The sequence below is a fragment of the Cellulosimicrobium sp. NPDC057127 genome (assembly GCF_042670945.1).
GTDB lineage: Bacteria > Actinomycetota > Actinomycetes > Actinomycetales > Cellulomonadaceae > Cellulosimicrobium.
Window position 1 is genome coordinate 38,171 of sequence record NZ_JBHUUP010000002.1, and the last position, 16,096, is coordinate 54,266.

General features: G+C 72.4%; 15 protein-coding genes and 1 other RNA gene. 14 read left to right on the forward strand and 2 right to left on the reverse strand.

Annotated features, from left to right (window positions below; translation table 11 throughout):
* Positions 1–129 precede the first annotated feature (129 nt).
* The 9 genes from ACFTZA_RS01880 (at position 130) to ssrA (ending at position 8,340) form a co-directional block, all read left to right on the forward strand.
* On the forward strand, positions 130–798 hold the full coding sequence (locus ACFTZA_RS01880) for a hypothetical protein (RefSeq protein ID WP_378190177.1): 669 nt from the start codon (positions 130–132) through the stop codon (positions 796–798).
* A 186-nt stretch (positions 799–984) separates the two neighbouring features.
* Positions 985–2,109, forward strand: a complete 1,125-nt coding sequence (locus tag ACFTZA_RS01885; protein ID WP_378190179.1) for a hypothetical protein — start codon at positions 985–987, stop codon at positions 2,107–2,109.
* An 85-nt stretch (positions 2,110–2,194) separates the two neighbouring features.
* Entirely contained in the window at positions 2,195–3,307 is a 1,113-nt protein-coding gene (gene prfB / locus ACFTZA_RS01890) for a peptide chain release factor 2 (RefSeq protein ID WP_378190181.1), read from the forward strand.
* Positions 3,308–3,482: 175 nt separating this feature from the next.
* Positions 3,483–4,346 (forward strand): cell division ATP-binding protein FtsE, encoded by an 864-nt coding sequence (ftsE, locus tag ACFTZA_RS01895; RefSeq protein WP_378190183.1) that lies wholly within the window; start codon positions 3,483–3,485, stop codon positions 4,344–4,346.
* A 5-nt stretch (positions 4,347–4,351) separates the two neighbouring features.
* Positions 4,352–5,263 carry a permease-like cell division protein FtsX gene (ftsX, locus tag ACFTZA_RS01900; RefSeq protein ID WP_378190185.1) on the forward strand — a complete coding sequence of 304 codons (912 nt, stop codon included), beginning with the start codon at positions 4,352–4,354 and terminating at the stop codon, positions 5,261–5,263.
* Between the two features lies 1 nt (position 5,264).
* On the forward strand, positions 5,265–6,701 hold the full coding sequence (locus ACFTZA_RS01905; protein ID WP_378190187.1) for a peptidoglycan DD-metalloendopeptidase family protein: 1,437 nt from the start codon (positions 5,265–5,267) through the stop codon (positions 6,699–6,701).
* Between the two features lie 130 nt (positions 6,702–6,831).
* Positions 6,832–7,302 (forward strand): SsrA-binding protein SmpB, encoded by a 471-nt coding sequence (gene smpB, locus ACFTZA_RS01910; protein WP_378190189.1) that lies wholly within the window; start codon positions 6,832–6,834, stop codon positions 7,300–7,302.
* A 107-nt stretch (positions 7,303–7,409) separates the two neighbouring features.
* The gene (locus ACFTZA_RS01915; protein ID WP_378190191.1) at positions 7,410–7,823 is read left to right on the forward strand and encodes a hypothetical protein; all 414 of its coding nucleotides are present in this window, start codon (positions 7,410–7,412) and stop codon (positions 7,821–7,823) included.
* Positions 7,824–7,973: 150 nt separating this feature from the next.
* Positions 7,974–8,340: a transfer-messenger RNA gene (gene ssrA, locus ACFTZA_RS01920) on the forward strand.
* A gap of 100 nt (positions 8,341–8,440) precedes the next feature.
* On the opposite strand, the gene ACFTZA_RS01925 is transcribed toward ssrA, so the two are convergent.
* Both ACFTZA_RS01925 and ACFTZA_RS01930 read right to left on the reverse strand, forming a co-directional pair.
* Entirely contained in the window at positions 8,441–8,860 is a 420-nt protein-coding gene (locus ACFTZA_RS01925) for a hypothetical protein (protein WP_378190193.1), read from the reverse strand.
* Between the two features lie 326 nt (positions 8,861–9,186).
* Positions 9,187–10,182 (reverse strand): DUF4349 domain-containing protein, encoded by a 996-nt coding sequence (locus ACFTZA_RS01930; RefSeq protein WP_378190195.1) that lies wholly within the window; start codon positions 10,180–10,182, stop codon positions 9,187–9,189.
* An 84-nt stretch (positions 10,183–10,266) separates the two neighbouring features.
* On the opposite strand from ACFTZA_RS01930, the gene ACFTZA_RS01935 reads away from it, so the two are divergent.
* The 5 genes from ACFTZA_RS01935 to ACFTZA_RS01955 all read left to right on the forward strand — a co-directional run bounded on the left by ACFTZA_RS01935 (position 10,267) and on the right by ACFTZA_RS01955 (position 16,095).
* Positions 10,267–11,241 carry a PfkB family carbohydrate kinase gene (locus ACFTZA_RS01935; RefSeq protein ID WP_378190197.1) on the forward strand — a complete coding sequence of 325 codons (975 nt, stop codon included), beginning with the start codon at positions 10,267–10,269 and terminating at the stop codon, positions 11,239–11,241.
* A 162-nt stretch (positions 11,242–11,403) separates the two neighbouring features.
* A complete protein-coding gene (locus ACFTZA_RS01940; RefSeq protein WP_378190199.1) occupies positions 11,404–12,564 on the forward strand; it encodes an ROK family protein in 1,161 nt (386 codons plus the stop codon).
* Positions 12,565–12,794: 230 nt separating this feature from the next.
* Positions 12,795–14,123, forward strand: coding sequence for an extracellular solute-binding protein (locus ACFTZA_RS01945; RefSeq protein ID WP_378190201.1), 1,329 nt, complete (start codon positions 12,795–12,797; stop codon positions 14,121–14,123).
* Between the two features lie 95 nt (positions 14,124–14,218).
* Positions 14,219–15,181 carry a carbohydrate ABC transporter permease gene (locus ACFTZA_RS01950; RefSeq protein WP_378190203.1) on the forward strand — a complete coding sequence of 321 codons (963 nt, stop codon included), beginning with the start codon at positions 14,219–14,221 and terminating at the stop codon, positions 15,179–15,181.
* Positions 15,178–16,095: a carbohydrate ABC transporter permease gene (locus ACFTZA_RS01955; protein WP_378190205.1), complete on the forward strand. Its 918-nt coding sequence runs from the start codon at positions 15,178–15,180 to the stop codon at positions 16,093–16,095. Before ACFTZA_RS01950 ends, ACFTZA_RS01955 begins: the two co-directional genes overlap by 4 nt.
* Position 16,096 lies beyond the last annotated feature (1 nt).

Below are 16,096 nucleotides of genomic sequence, written 5' to 3' on the forward strand. Positions count from 1 at the left end.
CGCAACGGTGCGTGAACGGACGAAGGGTGTTCGTTCACTTCCTTAACAGTGGTTGACCACTTCTCGCGCATCCCTGTGAAACCGCATGGTTCGCCGCTATGGTGATCCGGTCCGACAACAACTCCAACGATGGAGAGCAACAACATGAATGCACGAGCAAGGAAGCAGCTCGTCGCCGGGGGTGCCCTCGGTGCGATGCTCATCGGCACGGTCGCTCTGTCCTCCGCTGCCAGCGCCGACCAGGTCGGCGACGACCAGAACGTGGACGTGTCGGTCGAGATCGAGTCGACCGTCGAGCCCGGCAACCTGGCCTTCACCGTGGCCTCGAACGCGACGAGCCTCAGCGAGGGCGAGTCGTCGGTGGAGGGCACGCGTGAGTTCACGGGCGAGCTGCCCGGCGTCACGGTCACCGACACGCGCTCGGGCGACGAGCTCCCCGAGGCGGGGGCCGCCGGCTGGTACGTGCTGGGCAGCGCGTCCGACTTCGAGAACGGTGAAGGCGACGTCATCACGGCCGCGCACCTCGGCTGGACCCCGATGCTCGCAACGACGAGCGAGTCGGGCCTCGTGGCCGAGGGCCCGGAGGTCGACCCGGCCATCGAGGGCGACGAGGACACGAGCAACAACGTCGGCCTCGTCGACAAGGAGCTCCTGGTCTCGGCGTTCGACTCCAACGAGGTCGCGCCCGAGGGCTCCTGGACCGCCAACGCGGGCCTGACCCTGCGCACGCCGGAGGACGTCCCTGGCGGTTCGTACAGCTCGACGATCACGCTGTCCCTCTTCGAGGACATGTTCTGATCCGTCGAGCGACCGGTCGATGACCGGATCCGCACGGACTGACGGACGGCGGGCCGGGTGTTTCCGGAGGCGCACGCCTCCGGGACCGCCCGGCCCGCCGTTCGTCGTCGCACCCGCACCGAGAGAGCACGAAAGCCAGTGAATCCCGCACCACAACAACGCCGCCCCGGACACCGCGTCCTCGCCGTGCTCGCCACGCTCGCCGCTGCACTGCTGCCCAGCGCCGCGGCCGACGCCGTCACGCCGCACGCCGCGCAGCAGCGCGCGAGTCTCGTCACGCCCGCGACCGTGGCCGACGGGGTCCTGCCCACCGACACCGCCGAGCGGACCACCTGGAGCGTCAGGCCGTCGAGCGCCGACGGCCCCGACGGCCGCCGCTGGGTCGAGCTCGAGCTCGACCCGGGAGCCACGGTCACCGAGCACCTCGCGGTGACGAACTTCGGTGACGTCCCGGCGACCTTCGCCCTCAACGCGGCCGACGGCTACATCACGGACACCGGCCGCTTCAACATGCTGCCCTCGAACGAGGAGTCCACGGACGCGGGCACGTGGATCGAGGTTCAGGACACGGTCGAGGTCGGCCCCGACGACACCGTCGTCGTCCCGTACACCCTGACGGTCCCCGAGAACGCGACCCCGGGCGACCACCCGGCCGGCATCGCCGCGTCCGTGACGAGCACCCAGGCCGGCGAGGGCGGCACGAGCCTCGGCGTGGAGAGCCGCGTCGGGTTCCGCGTCACCACGCGCGTGACCGGTGAGGTGCAGCCCGCGATCGCCGTCCCCGACGTCAGCGCCGCGTACACGGCGTCCTGGAACCCGTTCGCGCCCGGCGAGGTGCGCGTGTCCTACGACATCGCGAACGACGGCAACATCCGGCTCGGCGCGCAGAGCGAGGTGTCGACGTCGGCGCTGTTCGGCCTGCTCACGCAGGAGCGTGGCGCCCCGCCCGTCGACGAGCTCCTGCCCGGCGGGTCGCTGAACCGTGCCGTCGAGGTCGACCGCGTGTGGCCGCTCGGCCCCGTGACGACCACCGTCACGGTCACCCCGAACGCCGTGGGTGACGACCAGATCGAGGCGCCGCTCGAGCCGGTCACGGTCTCGGTGACGACGTGGGCGATCCCGTGGGCCCAGCTGTTGCTCCTCGCGATCGTGGCGGTGCTGTTCCTCGGCATCCGCGACGACCGCCGCCGCCGGCGCAAGCGCCTGGAGGACATGCTCGCCAAGGCCCGGGACGAGGGGCGTCGCTCCGCGGGACCGGACGCTCCGACGGGTGCCACCGCCGGGGCGGGCAAGGGCGAGCCGACCACCTGACGCGCCGCGCGCCGTCCGGCACCGGGGCTGGTGCCCGGGGCCGGGCGGCGCGGCGCACCCGGGCCGTCGCGTAACCTTGAACATCGTGGCCACCATCGACTTCCCGACCGAGATCAAGGCGCTCCGCAGCACGCTCGAGTCCATCGAGAGCGTCAGCGACCCCGAGGCGCTGCGCGCGCGGATCGAGGAGCTGTCGGCGAAGGCGTCGGCCCCCGATCTGTGGGACGACCCCGAGAAGGCGCAGCAGGTCACGTCTGCACTGTCGGCAGCCCAGTCCGAGCTCGACCGGGTGAAAAAGCTCGGTCAGCGCATCGACGACGTGGAGACGCTCGTCGAGATGGGCCACGAGATGGAGGACGCGGACACCCTCACCGAGGCGGAGAACGAGGTCGCGGGGATCCGCAAGGACCTCGACCAGCTCGAGGTCCGGACGCTGCTCGCGGGGGAGTACGACGCGCGCGAGGCCGTCGTGACGATCCGCTCCGGGGCGGGCGGCGTCGACGCCGCCGACTTCGCCGAGATGCTCCTGCGCATGTACCTGCGGTGGGCCGAGCGTCACGGCTACCCGACGACCGTGCTCGACACCTCGTACGCGGAGGAGGCGGGCCTGAAGTCGGCGACGTTCGAGGTGAAGGCGCCGTACGCGTTCGGGCACCTGTCGGTCGAGGCGGGCACGCACCGTCTCGTGCGCATCTCGCCGTTCGACAACCAGGGCCGGCGCCAGACGTCGTTCGCCGCGGTCGAGGTGATCCCGCTCATCGAGCAGACCGACCACATCGACATCCCCGAGTCGGAGATCAAGGTCGACGTGTTCCGCTCGTCGGGCCCCGGCGGCCAGTCCGTCAACACGACGGACTCGGCGGTGCGCATGACGCACATCCCGACCGGCATCGTCGTGTCGATGCAGAACGAGAAGTCGCAGATCCAGAACCGTGCCGCCGCGCTGCGCGTGCTCCAGTCCCGCCTGCTGCTCGTGCGCCAGGAGGAGGAGAACGCGAAGAAGAAGGAGCTCGCCGGCGACATCAAGGCGAGCTGGGGCGACCAGATGCGCTCCTACGTGCTCCAGCCGTACCAGATGGTCAAGGACCTGCGCACCGAGCACGAGGTCGGCAACCCGTCCGCGGTGTTCGACGGCGACATCGACGACTTCATCGAGGCCGGCATCCGCTGGCGCCGGGGCGTGCAGCTCGCCGGGTGAAACCTCGCCGGGAACGGGAAGGTTGACCTGGTTTCGTCCGATTCAGGGTGACCCGGGCAACCGTCCCGGTCCGTCCGGGCGCGGCGTGTCCGCCCGAGCCTGCCCGTGACGCGTGCCTACTCTCGAGAACGTCCAGCGAACCCGGTTCGCTCCCTGACCCGAGAGTTGTGCTGTCGTGATCCGCTTCGAGAACGTCACCAAGGTCTACGCGCGCGGCGCCAGGCCGGCGGTGGACGACGTGTCCCTGGAGATCCGGCGCGGCGAGTTCGTCTTCCTCGTCGGCGCCTCCGGGTCCGGCAAGTCGACCTGCCTGCACCTGATCCTGCGCGAGGAGCGCCCCACCCGGGGCAAGGTGTTCGTCGCCGGCCGCGACCTCGGGTCGTTGTCGAGCTGGAAGGTGCCGCACCTGCGGCGCCAGATCGGCGTGGTCTTCCAGGACTTCCGGCTGCTGCCGAACAAGACGGTGTTCGAGAACGTCGCGTTCGCGCTCCAGGTGATCGGCCGCCCGCGGCACTCGATCGCCATCACGGTCCCGGAGACGCTCGAGCTCGTGGGTCTCGCGGGCAAGGAGAAGCGACGCCCGCACGAGCTCTCCGGCGGTGAGCAGCAGCGCGTGGCCATCGCGCGCGCCATGGTGAACCGGCCGCCGATCCTGCTGGCGGACGAGCCGACCGGGAACCTCGACCCCACCACCTCGCTCGGCATCATGCGTCTGCTCGACCGCATCAACCGCACGGGCACGACCGTCGTCATGGCGACCCACGACCACGAGATCGTCGACCAGATGCGCAAGCGCGTCGTCGAGCTCGACACGGGCACGCTCGTGCGCGACCAGGCGCACGGCGGCTACGGCGGTCGCAGCCGGTCCGCGGGCGAGACCGCGGAGACGGGCGCGCCGCGCTCGGGCGCCACCCCGCAGGCGCCGCCCGCGACACCACCGACGACCGCACCCGCGACCGCGCCGACGACCGTCCTGCCCCGCCGCGAGAGCGCGCTGCGCGCCCGCCGCCACGCCGCCCACGTCCGGTCGGGGGAGTGAGCGGGGTGCGCTTCCAGTTCATCCTCACCGAGATCGGGCAGGGCCTGCGCCGCAACCTGTCCATGACGGTGTCCGTGGTGCTCGTGACGTTCGTGTCCCTCACCTTCGTCGGAGCCTCCCTGCTCCTGCAGGCGCAGATCGACAAGCTCAAGGACGACTGGTACGACAAGGTCGAGGTCTCCGTCTTCCTGTGCCCGAACGGGTCCTCCGAGCCGACGTGCGCGGCCGGGGAGGCGACGCCCGAGCAGATCGCGGAGCTCGAGGGCGTGTTCGAGTCCGAGCTCGGCGACGAGATCCAGACCGTCTACTTCGAGTCCAAGGACGACGCGTTCGCCGCGTTCTCCGAGCGCTACCCCGACGGGTACCTCGGCACCCAGCTCACGGTCGACGACATGCAGGCGTCCTTCCGGCTCAAGCTGACGAACCCGGAGAACTACGAGGTCGTCAACGACGTGGTCACGGGACGTCCGGGCGTCGAGGTGGTGGAGGACCAGCGCCGCATCTTCGACTCGCTGTTCCTCGCGCTCAACCGCGCGTCCCTGCTCTCCGCGGGTCTCGCCGCCGTCATGCTGCTCGCCGCCGTCCTGCTCATCACGACGACGATCCGTCTCTCCGCGCTGAGCCGTCGACGCGAGACGGGGATCATGCGGCTCGTCGGTGCCTCCAACCTGTTCATCCAGCTGCCGTTCCTGCTCGAGGGGGCGATCGCCGCGGTCGTCGGTGCGCTCCTCGCGGTCGGCGGTCTGTGGGTCGGCGTGAAGTACCTGGTCACCGACTGGCTGTCGCAGTCCGTGACGTGGGTCGCGTACGTCGACGAGTCCGACGTGCTGACCATCGCGCCGGTCCTGGTCGGCGTCGCGTTCCTCCTGGCGGCCATCTCCTCGGTCGTCACGCTCAACCGCCACACGAGGGTGTGAGATGACCTCTTCGATCCGTCCTGCGCGCCGCGGCGCGCGCACCGCCGTCCGCTCGCGCCGCGCCCTCGCGGCCCTCCTCGCGACCGCCGTCCTGGTGACGGGCACCGTCGCCGGGGCGAGCGCCGACGACATCGACGACCGCCGTGCCGCGGCCGAGCGTCGCCAGCAGGAGGTGCTCGACAACCGCGAGCAGCTCGAGGCCGAGCTCGAGGGCACCGACGACGCCCTCGCGCGGGCCGTCGTCGAGCTGCAGGAGATCGAGGCCCGGCTGCCGGTCGCCCAGGCCGAGCTCGCGGGCGCCGAGGCTGAGGTCGAGCGGACGCAGCGGGAGGCCGAGCTCCTCGCCCAGCGGCTCGAGGACGCCCTCGGCCAGGAGGCGGCGATCAGCCAGGAGATCCAGCAGGGCGCCACCGAGGTGGCGGACGCGCGCGCGAACATCGCCGAGATGGCACGCAGCGCGTACCGGGGTGCGGGCGACGTGTCGAGCCTCGGCATCGTCACGGGCGCGCAGAGCACCGAGGAGTTCATCGAGGAGTTCGCCGTCTCCTCGACGGCCGCGCGCAGCCAGTCCCGCACGCTGCAGGACCTGCAGGAGGCCGAGGCCGTCGCGCGCAACCGCGAGGCGCGCCTGCAGGCGGTGCGGGAGTCCATCACCGACCTCAAGACCCAGGCGGACGAGAACGTCGTCGAGGCGGAGGCTGCTCGCCAGGCCGCCGCGGAGCGCAAGGCGGAGGTCGAGGACCTCATCGTCCAGCAGCAGGCCAAGAAGGCGACGATCGAGGACCGCAAGGACGACGCGCTCGCCCAGATCGAGCAGAACGAGCGGGACCAGGCCGCGCTCCAGTCCGAGCTCCAGACCATCATCGCGCAGCAGGCCGAGCGCGACCGCCGTGCCGCCGAGGAGGCGGAGCGCCGGCGCCAGGAGGAGGAGCGGCGCCGCCAGGAGCAGCAGCAGAACCAGGGCGGGGGCGGCGGAGGCGGCGGTGGTGGGGGCGGAGCCCCGGCACCGGCTCCCGCACCGGCGCCGGCGCCCCCGACGTCGAGCGGGCTGGGCTACCCGACGGCCGTGCCGTACGTGACCTCGCACTACGGGATGCGGCTGCACCCGACGCTCGGCATCTGGCGCCTGCACGCCGGGACGGACTTCCGCGCCTACTGCGGCACCCCGCTCCTGGCCTCCGCGTCCGGGACCGTGCTGTTCGCCCGCCGCTACGGCGGTCTCGGCAACCAGGTGCTGATCAACCACGGGATCATGGGCGGCGAGAGCGTCATGTCGAGCTACAACCACCTCTCGCGCTTCGCGGTCTCCTCGGGTCAGCGGGTCCAGAAGGGCCAGGTCGTCGGATACTCGGGCAACACCGGGACGTCGAGCGCGTGCCACCTCCACTTCGAGGTGTACGTCAACGGCTCGACCGTGAACCCGATGTCGCGGCTCTAGGGGCCCCCGGGCGTTCGCGGCCGGGATAATCCGTACCCGGCGCCGTCGTGCCGCCGTACCCTGGTGGGTCGGCACGCCGCGCGCGCCGCAGACCCTGCACGGCCCGAGACCCCGAGGACGGTACGACGAGATGGCGAAGGACAGCGGCCGCAAGGTCGTCGCCAGCAACCGCAAGGCACGTCACGACTACGTGATCGAGGACGTGTACGAGGCGGGGATCGTCCTGTCCGGCACCGAGGTCAAGGCGCTGCGGATGGGACGCGCGTCGCTCGTCGACGGCTACGTCGACGTCGACCGCGGCGAGGCGTGGCTCGAGAACGTGCACATCCCGGAGTACACCGAGGGGACGTGGAACAACCACGCGCCCCGTCGCAAGCGCAAGCTCCTGCTGCACAAGGAGGAGATCCTTCGGCTCGAGGCCAGGACGCGCGAGAAGGGGCACACGGTCGTCCCGCTCCAGCTGTACTTCCTCGACGGGCGCGCGAAGGTCGAGATCGCGCTCGCCCGCGGCAAGAAGGAGTACGACAAGCGCCACGCGCTGCGCGAGAAGCAGGACCAGCGCGAGGCCCAGCGCGCCATGCGCCAGCGCGAGATGCGCTGACCGCGGGCGCGCGGACCGGGCTGGTGGGGGAGCGCGCGGCGTCGTACGGTCGGTGAGAGCCGCGCCGTACCGGCGCGGTCCACCACCCGCGCCCGACAGGAGCCCTCATGGTCAAGCTGCGCCAGTACATCCCCCGTCTCGCCGCCGGGGCGTACATCCTCAACTCCGGGCTGAACAAGCGCGGCGCCGGTGAGGAGGCCGCGCAGGGCATGCACGGCATGGCCGCCGGTGCCTACCCGTTCCTCGGCGAGGTCGAGCCGCAGCAGTTCGCGAAGACGCTCTCCACGGCCGAGATCACGCTCGGCGCGGCCCTCGTCACCCCGTTCGTCCCGACGGCGCTCGTCGCCCCCGCGCTCGCGGCGTTCTCGGCCGGGCTCGTCGGGCTGTACCTCAAGACGCCCGGCATGACCCGCGAGGACGGCGTCCGCCCGACCGACGAGGGCATCGGGCTGGCGAAGGACGTGTTCCTCCTGGGCATCGCCGGCGGACTGCTCGCCGACGTGCTGAGCCGCAAGAAGTAGGGACGCCGGACGACGCGTGAGGGCGTCGCGCCGCCCCGCGGGAGGCGACCCGGAATACGCGTGCGCCCCGTCGTGTTGATCCCGTACGCTGGTCACGCTGCAGGCGCCGCGGGCTCGTCCCGGGGACCGGCAGTGCTTGACAACTGCACAGGGGGTGATCGGTTTCGACGGTGGTCGTGCTTCGAGGAGAAGCGGGCCGAGGATGCAGGCTTATCTCGTAAACGATGTCTGCAAACTACAGGTGCCGATAACAAGCGCACCGACTTCGCCCTCGCCGCCTGAGCGAGCCCCGAAGTCCGTCAGCCCGAGCTAGCTCTCGACTCGGATCCTGGCGTCATCTAGAGAGCCACTGCTCGCAGTCCTCGTCACCGGGGCTGCGGGGACTTTCAGGTGACTGAGCCCGTCCGCACCTTGTCTGCGTGAGTGCGGGGGCCGAGAAAAACGACAGCAGACTGCGCCCGGAGAAGTCCTCGATCGGCGTCACCGGACCGGGGTTCGATTCCCCGCACCTCCACCCCTGTCGACGCGGGCGGTGCCAGGACTCCCTGGCACCGCCCGCGTCGTGCTGTCCCCGGGGAGCGCGGCACGACGCGGACACGGGCCGCTCGACCCACCGCTCAGGCACGCCCGGGTGACGCCGGGGCTCCCGCCGCCGGGTACCAGGACCCGACGGTGCGCCCGCGCTCGGTCTCGAGCGTGAAGGCCGTGAGAGGCAGGTTCCCTGCGCGGCGTCGTGCGCGCAGGACCCGGAGGGCGTCGTCGTCGTCGACGGCGCCGAACGTCTCGCCGCACCGCGCCCGCGTCGTGGTGGTGACGACTCGGTAGAGCGTGAGACGGCTGTCGTCGTCGTGCACCTCGTCGGCGAGCGCCGCGACCTCCTGGGCGACCTGGAGGTCGGGCAGCGAGCGCCAGACCCGGTCGGGGGACTCGAGCGTGCAGTCCTGGCCGTCGACGGCGCGGTGGATGAGGTAGTCGCCGGCGGGTGTGCGGGCGTGCCAGGTGCGCGGGTCGAGCGTCGTCCACGTGAGCGGGTCCATGGGGGTCCTCGTCGTCCGGGCTCGTGCGGGCTCGTGCCGCCTCGACGTGGTGTCGTGTCGCCCCCTGTGGCGTCGCGATGCTCCGGCACGGGTGAAGGTGCTGGTGGTGCGACGAGACCACGTGGGGCTCAGGATCCGTGCCCGTGGGTGGGTCGCGCGAGGTAACGATCGGGTGACGGTCGTCGTCGACGCCTGTCTCGTCCGGGTGCGTCCGGGATCGTCCGGGCGGCGGGGCGGGTGAACTTTCCGATCGGGGCGCGGGGACGTGCTCACCTGGTGGGACGGTGCCGGTCGTGGGCCTGCCGGTCCGCGGGTGATCCGGTCGCTCAGTGGCCTCGTGCCGCGACGACGGGTGCTGCCGGTGCGGACGACGAGGGCTCGTCGCCCGGTCCCGGCCCGGGGTCGTCGTCGCTGCGGACCGGGTCGCCCGTGGCGGGCGGTGCGCCGCCTGCCGCCCGGCGCGACCTCCGCAGCGCCCAGCGCACCGCGAGCGCGACGGCGGCGGCGACGACGAGCCAGGGCAGGAGCACGCCGAGCACGACGACGAGGCCGTTGAACGTCGCCAGGAGCGCGTCCCACCCGTCCGAGAGTCCGCCGAGGAATCCGCCGGGCGCCAGCCGCTCGGCCGGGGCCTGCTGCACGAGCGTCACGTGGAGCGTCGACATCGTGACCTGGTCGGTGAGCGTCGCGCGCTCGGCCTGCAGCGCCTCGAGCTCGGCCTGGCGTGCGGTGAGCTCCTGCTCGGCGGCGAGCAGGTCGTCGGTCGTGGTGGCGTCGCCCATGAGCTCGCGCAGGCGTTCGACGGACGTCGTGAGGGCCTGGGTCCGTGCGTCGAGGTCGCGCGCGGTGCCGGTGACGTCGACCGCCTCGACGGACAGGTCCTCCACGGTGCCGACCTGGTCGAGGGCCTCGACGGTCGCGGTCGTGCGGTCGGCGGGGACGCGGACGGTGAGCTCGGCGCTGGGCGGTACGTCGCCGTCGGCCCGGGTCTGGCGGCGGTTCTCGACGCGCCCGCCGGCGCTCTCGGTGAGGTCGGCGACGTCGTCGGCGGCGGCGGTGGGGTCGTCGGTGACGACGGTGGCGGAGCCGGTGGTGACGATCTCGCGGTCGGCGTCGGCCTGGGTGGACCCGTCCCGGCGTGCGATGCCGGAGCCCGGGTCGGTCGCGGTGGCGTGGTCGGCGGTCGTCCCGCCGTCGTCGGCGACCGCGGACCCCGCCGACTCGGAGGCCGCGTCCCCGGCGTCGGCCGTGCAGCCCGCCAGGAGCGCGGTGCCGAGGGCCGCGACGACGACGAGGGCGGGGATCCGGCGGACGCTGTGCACGCTGCGAGACTAGGGCGCCGCGGGCGCGGGGCCGGTACCGGGCGAGGGTCCGGTGCGACATCGTGACGCTGTCGTGAGCGGACCGTGACCTGGACGGGCGTCCACGCGCCGGCGGGCGCGGCCGCGTCGGCGGCGGACCGTCCCCTGGCCGCGCGGGGTGCGTGGGAGCGGCAGGATGGGGCCGTGCTGGTGTGCTGCGGACTCCTGACCCTCGACGTCGTGCAGGTCGTCGACCGCCTGCCCGGACCGGACGAGAAGGTGGTCGCGGGCTCGCTGTCGGCGACGTTCGGCGGGCCTGCGGCGAACGCGGCCGCGACGGCGGTGGCGCTCGGTGTGCCGAGCCGCCTGGTGACCGCCGTCGGGGAGGGCCCGCTCGCCGGCGCGGTGCGGGCGGACGTGGCCGAGGCGGGCGTGGACCTGGTCGACGCGCTGCCTGCCGAGCGGCGCGGTTCGGCGCAGCCGGCGGTGTCGACGGTGCTGGTCACGGCGGCGACGGGGGAGCGGGCCGTGGTGAGCACCAACTCGACGGCGTTCGGGGACGTCGACGCGCTCGACGTGGACGCCCTGCTCGGGGTGGTGGGGTCCGGCGACGTGCTGCTCCTGGACGGGCACCTGCCTGCGGTCGCGCTGCCCGTGGCGCGCCGGGCGCGCGAGGAGGGGTGCGTCGTCGTGCTCGACGGCGGGTCGTGGAAGCCCGAGGCGCCGGAGATGATCGCGCTGTGCGACGCGGTCGTGCTGTCCGCGGACTTCCGGGTTCCCGGCGTGGCGCCCGGCGACGTGCTCGACGCCGTCGCGCGGCTCGGGCCGCGGTTCGTGGCGCGTACGCACGGGGGCGGTGCCGTGGAGGTCCTGCACGACGGCCGCCGTTCGACCGTGGCGGTGCCGGTCCCGCGGCGGGTGGTCGACACCCTCGGGGCGGGCGACGTGGTCCACGGCGCGTTCGCCGCGTCGCTGGCGCAGGGTGCGGCGTACGGGGAGGCGCTCGAGCGGGCCGTGGTGGTCGCGTCGCGGTCGGTCGAGCACGCGGGCGCCCGCGGGTGGATCACGGCTCCTGCCTGAGGAGGCGCGGGCGCCGCACCTTCCGGCGGCTCCGTCCGACGGGTGTCCGACGGCGGTGTGCGACGGCGGTGTGCGACGGCGGTGTTGCGGCGCGGCAACGGTTCGGTCACGACGCGTCGGGCTGGTTGACACCGACTTAGTAAAGGCAGTTCACTAACAAACATGACGACGGCAGTCACCGGGCGCGAAGCACCGCGGCGGCGCCTGAGCGCAGGCCTGAGGCCGACCGCGAAGGTGCTCCCCGAGCACGCGCGGGCGCACAACCGCTCGCTCGTGCTCCAGCACCTGTTCCACGAGGGGCCCACCTCGCGGGCGGACCTCGCGCGCGCCACGTCCCTGACCCGCGTCACGATCTCCGACCTGGTCGCCGTGCTCATCGCGGAGGGGCTCGTCGAGGAGCTCGGCGTCCGGCCGGGCCAGCGCGTCGGCAAGCCCGCGATGCTCGTCGGCATGCGCACGAGCGCGTACCAGGTCGTCGCCGTCGACCTCACGGACGACGAGGTCGTGCGCGGGGCCGTCATGACCCTCACGGGGGACCTCGTGCTGCGACGCGACCTGCCCGTCGACGGGCGGACCGGTACCGAGCTCGTCGACCTGCTCACGCGCTTCTGCCGCGGGCTCGTCGCCTCCGCCAGCCAGCCGGTCATCGGCGTCGGCATCGGCTCCCCGGGCGTCGTGGACAGCGCCGGGCACGTCGTCGAGGCGCCCAACCGCCGCTGGTACGACGTCCCGCTCGCGGAGCAGCTGACCGAGCGTCTCGGCCTCGCGGTGCACGTCGCCAACGACGCCAACACCGCCGCCCTGGGGGAGTTCACGTTCGGCGGCGCGTCCGGCTCCGGCCTCCTCGTGCTCACCGTGGGGGAGGGCGTGGGCGCCGGGATCATGCTCGACGGCGCGCGCGTGCGCGGCCACGGCGACGCCGCGGGCGAGCTCGGCCACGTGACCGTCGTCGACGACGGCGACCCCTGCGCCTGCGGGCGACGGGGCTGCCTGGAGACCGTCCTGTCCGTCCCGGCGCTGCGGCGCGCGGTCGACGGGCTCGACACCGAGGCTGCCGACGCCGCGCTGGCGTCGGTCGGCAGGACGCTGGCGATCGCCCTCGCGCCTGTCGTGAGCGCGCTCAACCTCGCCGAGGTGCTGATCAGCGGTCCGGCGGACCTGCTCGACGGCCCTCTGCGCGAGGCGGCGCTGGAGACCGTCCGCGAGCGGACCATGCCGGTCATCGGCAGCGGCCTGCAGGTGCGGATGGCCACGCTCGACGAGGACGTGGTCCTGGCCGGGGCCGCCGTCCTCGTCCTCTCCGGACAGCTGGGGGTGTCGTGAGCACCGTCGCGCATCCACCCTCGCTGCCCGACCGGCGCGGGCCGTCACCGGCCTCGCCCCCGCCCCGCTCCTGAACCGTCCCGGAACCGCCCGGGGACCGTCCGGCCACCGCGGCCGGACGACCCCCGGGGACCAGCAGCACCTGCACATCCTGAATAACGCAGGACTCCTGCCACACCTGGTGCGCCGTCACCGACGACGCCGCACAGCGAACCGAGAGGAAGCACCCCGTGAAGAGGAACCGTCTCGTCGCCACGTCCGTGGCGTCGACGATCACCCTGGCGCTCGCGCTCACCGCCTGCAGCTCCGGCGGAGGCGGCGGCAACGACAACGACGGCACCGGCGGCGAGGCCGAGGCCGGCGACATCACGCTGTGGCTCGCGGGGCCCGACACCCCGGACGAGCTGCGCGACTACCTCGTCGAGACCTTCGAGGCCGAGAACCCGGGCTCGACGCTGACCATCGAGCAGAAGGAGTGGCCCGACCTCGTCACCGCGCTCACGACCGCGCTGCCCGACGCCGAGAACACCCCCGACGTCACGGAGATCGGCAACACGCAGGCGTCGACGTTCAGCACCGTCGGAGCGTTCCGCGACCTCACGCCGCTCTACGAGGAGCTCGGCGGCGACGACCTGCTGCCGTCCTTCGTCGAGGCCGGCAAGGTCGGCGACCAGAACTTCGCGCTGCCGTACTACTTCGGCTCGCGCTACATGTTCTACCGCCCCGACATCTGGACCGCGGCCGGGCTCGAGGTGCCGCAGAACCTCGCCGAGTTCTCCGAGTCCGTGAAGTCGCTGCGCACCGACACGCAGTCCGGGTTCGCGATGGGCGGCCAGGACTGGCGCAACGGCATCTCGTGGGTCTTCGCGAACGGTGGCGAGCTCGCCGTCGAGGAGGGCGGCGAGTGGGTCTCCACGCTCAGCGACCCCAGCACGATCACGGGCCTCGAGCAGTGGCAGGACGTCTACGCGGGCGCCTCCAACGTCCCGGCGACCGCCCAGGACGTCGCGTACTGGGAGTTCCTCAACGACGGCGAGGGCGGCACGCCGCCGGAGGCAGCCACGATCATGGCCCCGGGCTGGGCGCGCTGGTCCATCGGCGAGCTCACCACGAACGACGCGGGCGAGGAGGTCCGCGACGGCATGGCGGACGCCTCCAAGTACGACATCTTCGGTCTGCCGGGCGTCGACGGCGGCCTCGCACCGGTGTTCGCCGGCGGCTCCAACATCGCGATCTCGGAGCAGTCGCAGCACCCGGAGCTCGCCGAGAACCTCCTGCGCATCATCTTCTCCGAGGAGTACCAGACGATGCTCGGCGAGAACGGCCTCGGCCCGGCGAACAGCCAGTACGTCGACAGCCTCGGCGACGACAAGTTCGCCGAGACGATGATCGCGACCGCGGCGGACTCGAAGCTCACGCCGCCGGCCCCGGGGTGGGCCGCCGTCGAGGGCGCGCTCGTCTACGAGGAGCTCTTCCAGAAGATCGCCGAGGGCGGCGACGTCACGGCGCTCGCGGCGGAGTACGACGAGAAGATCACCCCGATGCTGAACAACGGCTGACGTCCGCCACGTCGGTCCGAGTCCGGCCCGCCCGCACCCGGTCCTGACGGCACGACCGTCAGGACCGGGGCCGGGCGCCCGGGAGGAGCCCCTCCATGAGAACCACCACCTCCGCGGTCGTCGGGTCCGCCGTCCCGGCGGTCGACGGCCCGGCGCGCACCCCGCGGCGTCGTCGCCGCTCGCCCGCGCCGTACCTGCTCGTCGCGGCCTCCGTGCTCGTGATCCTGCTCGGCATGGGCTACCCGGTCTACTGGCAGGTCGTCACGTCCCTGCAGGAGTTCGGCCTGGCGCAGCAGTTCGGGCAGCCGCCCACCTTCGTCGGCCTCGACAACTACGCGCGGCTGTTCGCCGACCCGTCGCTGTGGGCCGTCGTCACCCGCTCGGTGATGTTCTGCCTCGTCAACGCCGTCCTCACCGTCGCCCTCGGCACGCTCTTCGCGGTGCTCATGCAGGCCGCGACGCGCACCGCTCGGCTCGTGCTGCAGGTCGCGATGCTCCTCGCCTGGGCGATGCCGATGGTCGCCGCCGTCACCGTCTTCAAGTGGCTGTTCGACTGGCGCTCCGGGGTCGTCAACTGGTTCCTCGTCCAGATCGGGCTCGACCGGTACGACGGCTACTCGTGGCTCGCCCAGCCGCTGACGTTCTTCCTGGTCGCCACCCTGGTCGTCGTGTGGATGTCCGTGCCGTTCGTCGCGCTGTCCGTCTACGCGGCCCTGACGCAGGTCTCCGAGGAGGTCATGGAGGCCGCGGCGCTCGACGGCGCCGGGGCGTGGCGGGCGTTCTGGAACATCGTCGTGCCGATGATCCGCCCCGTGCTGTCCATCGTCCTGCTGCTGCAGATCATCTGGGACCTGCGCGTGTTCGGCCAGATCCGGCTGCTGCAGGACGGCGGCGCGCCCGTCTCCGAGACCAACCTGCTCGGCAACTTCATCTACGAGCTCGGCGTCGGGCGCCAGGACTTCGCCGGCGCGGCCGCCGTCTCCATCTTCGTGCTGGCCCTGACGATCGCGCTCAGCTGGCCGTACGTGCGCAGCCTGCTCAAGGAGGACGAGGCATGACCACCGCGACGCCGACACGGGGCACGGTGCGCGAACGCCCGGACGAGCCGCGCACGACGCAGCGGGGCACCACCCGTCGCCGGGCGCGTCCCGGCACCGTCACCGCCACGGTCGCGGCCCTGGTCGCCGCCGTGGTGTGGGTGTTCCCCGTCTACTGGATGGTCAACACCTCGCTGCTGCCGCGCACCCAGGTCCAGTCCCGGACCCCGACGTTCTTCAGCACCGACGCCGGCCTGTTCAACTACGCCGCCGTGCTCGAGGGCGACTCGTTCCTGTCCGCCCTGCGCATGAGCCTGGTCGTGACCCTGTCGACCGTGCTCCTCGTCCTCGTCTTCGCGTTCCTCGCGGCGCTCGCGATCAGCAGGTTCCGCTTCCGCGGGCGCAAGGCGTTCGTCGTCGCGCTGCTGTTCATCCAGATGCTGCCCGCCGAGGGGCTGTTCATCGCGCAGTACCGCATGCTGTCGAGCGCGGAGCTGCTCAACACCGCGATCGGCGTCACGGTGCTCTACACCGCCGCGGTCGTGCCCTTCACCGTCTGGATGCTGCGCGGGTTCGTCGCGGGCGTCCCGGCGGAGCTCGAGGAGGCAGCCATGGTGGACGGGCTCAGCCGGACCGGTGCGTTCCTGCGGATCACGTTCCCGCTGCTCGCGCCGGGGCTCGTCGCGGCCGGCGTGTACGCGTTCCTCCAGGCGTGGAACGAGTTCACGATCGCCCTCGTGGCGCTGCCGTCGAACCGGGCCGAGACGCTGCCGCTGTGGCTGCGCGGGTTCCTCAACTCGAGCGTGAGCGAAGGCGTGAACTGGGGCGAGGTGATGGCGGCCTCGACCCTCATCGCGGTCCCGGTCATCGTGTTCTTCCTCGTCGTCCAGGGCCGCATGACCGGCGGTCTCGTCTCGGGTGCGGTGAAGGGCTGAC